At 67.6% G+C, this 5,155-nt stretch carries 1 protein-coding gene; it reads left to right on the plus strand.

All coding sequences use genetic code 11. The features are described 5' to 3' along the window. The coding region (locus ACE3OH_RS19015; RefSeq protein ID WP_374356904.1) for a putative Ig domain-containing protein at positions 1 to 5,155 on the plus strand (5,155 nt) is incomplete at both ends.

Consider the following 5,155-nt stretch of genomic DNA (forward strand, 5'->3'; position numbering starts at 1 on the left):
ATGCCAGCCAGCTGGATGCACCGCCGGCCGATGGCTTCGTCAGCTACACGGTGCGCCCCCTGGCCAGCGCACCGAGTGAGGCCTATATCGAGGCCCGCGCCACCATCCAGTTCGACCAGCGCCCGCCGGTGCAGAGCGCCCGCTTGCGCTACCAGCTCGATGCCGATGCACCCACCACCCAACTTACCGTGCGCCAGCGTGATGTGGCGAGTGCCGAGGCGCCGAGCTTCCTGGTGAAGTGGCAAGCCAGCGATGCCGCCAGCGGGGTGCGCCATGTCACGGTCTATGTGGCCGAGGATGGCGGCGACTTCCATATCTGGCAGCGCCAGGTCGCCGGCGAGACGGGCGAAGCGATCTATACCGGTCGCGCGGGTCATCGCTATGAATTCCTCGCTGCCGCGACCGATATCGCCGGCAATCGCCAAGCGGCCAATATCGCCAATGCGGTGTTGCCCAACGATGGCAGCGCTGCCCAGGCGGCGGCTGGTGTCGGCAGCAATGCCACGGTGCAGCAGAGCGCCGAGCTGCCGCGGGCGCCGCAGGATCGCAGCTACCCATCCAGCAGCCTGTTCGAACAGGCGCAGCACCTGCTGCCCGGCTTTATCGCCAGCCAGCAGGCGGGCGACTTCCAGCAGGTGCTGGCGCCGCTGGCCCTGCGCAGCTTTGCCGATGGCTTTGGCGGCAGCAGCGCCGATATCGGCGCGCTGGCCATGGTGCAATTGCCGGATCACACGGTGCTGGCCAGCGCCGGTGCCAGCCGTAACCAGGTATTTGCCTATGGCAAGGACGGCGGCCATAGCGTGACGCCGTTGTTCACCCTGGATAGCCCGGTACTGGCGATGGCAGTCGACCGTGTGGGTCAGCTGTGGGTGGCCAGTGGCAGCGAATTGCTGCAAGTTGATCCGCATAGCGGCGCGGTGCTGGCACGCCATGGCGGGCCGGGCGGTATGGCTTTGGGCCAGGCTCTGGCGATCGATGCGGCCAGCGGCCTGATCTATATCTCATCGCAAAACGGCGTCGAATCGTTCAATCCGGCGGGCGATGCCACCCACGCCTGGCAGCACTTCTCCGGCGCTCGCGTCGGCAGCCTCGCCATGGGCCCGGATCATCGCCTGTGGGGCGTGCGCTGGAGTGGCAGCGAGATCAGCAGCGCGCAACTGAATCCGCATACCGACATCGTCAGCTTCGACATGGCCGGGCGTTACCCGGGCCAGGCGCAGCGCGAGTTCACCCTGGATGGCCTGGTGGAGCGCATCAGCTTCGGCCAGACCGGGACGCCGCTCGAGGGCCTGCTGTTTGCCAGCTGCGGCCTGCCGCAGCATGCAAGCCAGGTCGGCCAGTCTTCGCTGCCGCATGGCGCCAGCCTGTTGATGGTGGAGCTGGCCAGCCAGCGGGTGCTGCGTGTCGCCAGCGGCGGCAGTCGTGGCGAAGCGCTGCTGAGCACCGCCGATGGCCGCCTGCTGGTGGCCGGCACTGCCCATATCGACGAGCTGGCGCCGATCAAGCCGCCGCATATCGAAGCGAGCAGCCTGCCCGATGGCGCGGTGCTGCCGCTGCCGCTCAATCAGGTCTCCATCGTCTTCGACCAGGCCATGTGGCTGGGCGCCAATGGGGCGGCCGATCCTGGCGATGCGGCGAGCGTGCTCAATCCGGCCAATTACCGGCTGATTGCCAGCGATGCGGCAGGCGCCATCACCCTTCATCCGTCCAGCGTCAGCTGGGATGCGACGCGCAATACCGTGGTACTGAACCTGCCAGCGCTGACAGCGGGCAGCTGGGCCCTGGAGGTGATGAATAGCCTCAAGAGTGCCGCCGAGCTGCCCTTGGCCGCGCGCTATACCAGCCAGTTCAGCACGGTGCTGGACTTCTCCAGCCAGCTGCGGCTCAGCTTCAGTCATACCCGCGCCAACCATGCGACCGGTGAAATCAGCTACGACGTCAGCATCAGCAATATCGGCGACGCTGATATCCGCGCACCGCTCACCTTGTTGATCGACCCCGGTCGTTACTTCAATGGTCAGGTGGCCGGGGCTGGCCAGCAAGGCGGCCTGTGGCTGCTCAAGCTCGATCAGGCGCTGGCGGCCCAGGGCGGCAAGCTGGCGGTGGGCGCGACACTGGCCAACCAGACCGTCACCCTGCTGCCGGCTGCCAGCCTTGGCAGCGCGCTGGGCATGGCGGCCTTGCCACACTTTGACCTGGGCCATGGCGTTTATGCCCTGCCATATACCTCAGCGCCACCGAGCATCGAGGTGCAGGGCGGGCAGCCCGGCAACGCGGCCGGCCTTGCCAGCTTGCTGACCCGCTTGGGCCTCAGCGATCGCCATGCTTTGGAGCAGCGCCTGCGCAGTCTCGATCTCAGCGGGCGCAGCCAGACCCTGGCGGCGCTGGGCCTGCCGGCCAATCTGGCTGACGACGAATATGCGGCGCTATTGGCGGTACGCGATGCACTGGCCGCTGCGCCCGAGGCCGGCGCCTTGGCCAGCTTGCTGCGCCGCCTGCAACTGCCCGATCAGGCAGCCTTGGCGCGCCGCCTCGCGGCCAGCGATATCGCCGATGCCGGCAGCGAAGCGCAATTGCTGAGCAAATTGGGCCTGCCGGCCGATGTGCCGGCCAGCGAGCTGGATGCCTTGTATGCGGTATGGGATGCCGCCAGTGTGCTGCCGCCCGATGCGGCGGTGCTGGCGCGCTTGTTGGCTCACTTGAATCTGGCCGACCGCGCCGCGCTCGACGCGCGCCTGGCGGCTACCGATCTGTCGGTGGCCAGCCTGCCGGCCATTGTTGGTCTGCCGCGAGATGCGTCGGCCGCCGAGCTCGAAGCCCTGTATGCGGTGGCGCAGTCACTGGATGCGCCGACACCGGAGGGCACGCCCACTGCCAGCGCGGTGCAGGTCCTGCCTGCTGCCAACGCCGGCCAGCCCTGGCTGGCGACCCTGGTGGCACATGACGCGGACAGCGCGCGCTTTTACTGGCAGATCGTGCAAGGTCCGGCGGGGCTGACACTGACCGCCGATGCCGACAGCAGCCATGATGCGAGCGGCTATGCCAATACGGCCACCTTGCGCTGGACACCAACTAGCCGCGATCTGGCCGATACCCGCATTGTGGTTCGGGTGTCCGATAGCCTGGGCGGCGTCAGCTACCAGCAGCTGAGCCTGCAGGTGGCGGGTGGCAACCAGCGCCCGGTGATAGACCGGATTGCTAATGTCGATGGGGTGGAAGGGCAGGCAATCAGCCTGCCGATCAGCGCCAGCGATGCCGATGGCGATGCGCTCACGCTGAGCGTGCGCGATCTGCCGGCCGGTGCGCGCTTTGATGCCGCCAGCGGCCGCGTGGTGTGGACGCCGGGCTATGGCCAGGCGGGCGATTACACGGTGACTGTGCTTGCTTCCGATGGCAAGCTCAGCAGCAGCCAGCGCTTCACGATCCATATTGCCAAGGGCTATGCCACGCCGCAGTTTGCGGCGCTGGCCAGCCAGCAGCTGCGCGAAGGCGAGGCCTTTGCCCTGCGCCTGGCTGGCAGCCTGCCGGGTGGCCTTACGCTGGCCGACGGCAGCGTCAAACTGAGCTTCAGCGCGCCCTGGTTGCCGGCCGGTGCCAGCCTGGATGAAGACAGCGGCTGGTTCCGCTGGACCCCGGGCTACACCCAGGCAGGCAATGTCAGCCTGCCCATCACCCTGACCGCGCGCTACACGTCGGCAGCCGGTGGCGAGGTGATCACCCGCTCGGTACAGCAGGTATTGAGCCTGCAGGTGGACGATGCCGCCGCGGCACCGGTGTTCGGTGCCAGCGAGACCTGGCATGTGCTGGAAGGTCAGCCGCTGGCGATCAGCGTGTTCGCCTTCGATCCGAACCACCCGGACTATGAAATCGGCGTCAAGGCGCGGTTTGACGCGCCCGAGCTGACCGGTGCCGCACCCAATCCGCTGCACTACCAGTTCGACCAGCTGCCGCCCGGCGCCCACTTCGATACGCAAACCGCGCAGCTGTTCTGGACGCCCGACTACACCCAGGCCGGCAGCTATCAGGTGGTGGTGACGGCCACCAGCGTGGTCAATGGCATCAGCAAGACCGCCAGCACCGTGGTGCCCATCGTGGTGGAAGCTGCCTATCGCGCACCGCAGCTGGCGGCCATTGCCGGCCAGCAGGTGCAGCGCGGCGCCAGCCTGGTGATTCCGCTCAGCGCCACCGATCCGGCCGGCCAGGCGGTGCAGATTCGCGTCGAGGGCTTGCCTGCATTTGCCCGCTTCGATCCGGAACATAACCGTATTCTCGCCAACCCGGGTGCCGGCGATCGCGGCGCCTACACGGTGACGGTGACCGCCAGCAATGATGGCGGCGGCGACCCGGCCAAGGCGCGCAGCAGCAGCCAGCAGTTTGTGTTGACCGCCATCAGCCTTACCGAACCGCCCCGACTCAGCCTGCCTGCCGAGGCGGTGGCGGTGGTCGGCCAGACCCTGCGCCTGCCGCTGCGCGTGAGCGACCTCGACCAAGACCCGCTGAGCTTTGCCCGTGAAGGGCTGCCAGAAGGCGCTGTGATCGAGCGCGATGGCTATGGCCGCGCCACCCTGGTGTGGACGCCGACCGCTGATCAGCTTGGCCAGCACGACTGCACCATTACGGTCAGCGATAGTGGCCTGCCGCCGCAACATGCCGGCCAGACCCTGCCGCCGGACTTTGTGGCAGTACCGAATGTAGTCAGCAAGGCACTGCGGCTGACCGTCAAAACCGACAATGGCGCGCCACAGCTAATGCAGGTGAGCGCCAATGGCACGACGGTGAACGATTTGCCCGGCGCCGACCACCGCAGCCTGATCGCCGCCGAGGAAGGCCGCGAGCTGAGCGTGCAGCTGCTGGCGCGCGATCTGGATGGCGATGCGCTGCACTGGACGCTGGAGCCGCTGCCTACCGGCGCAAGCCTGTCGGAAACCCTTGATGCCGATGGCCGCAGCGTGCTGACCCTGCGCTGGACGCCGGATCGCTTTGCCGCCAGCGGCAGTACGAGCGGCCAGCCCAAGGGCCTGTACCGCCTCAGCGCCACGGTCAGCGACGGCATGGCCAGCCAGGTGCAGACCCTGGATATCCAGGTGGCGCACCGCAACCAGGCACCAGAGATTCTGCCTATGCCCTTGCAGCTGGTGCACGAGGGCGACACGCT

The sequence above is a fragment of the Chitinimonas sp. genome (assembly GCF_041904975.1).
In the GTDB taxonomy this organism is placed as follows: Bacteria; Pseudomonadota; Gammaproteobacteria; order Burkholderiales; family Chitinimonadaceae; genus Chitinimonas.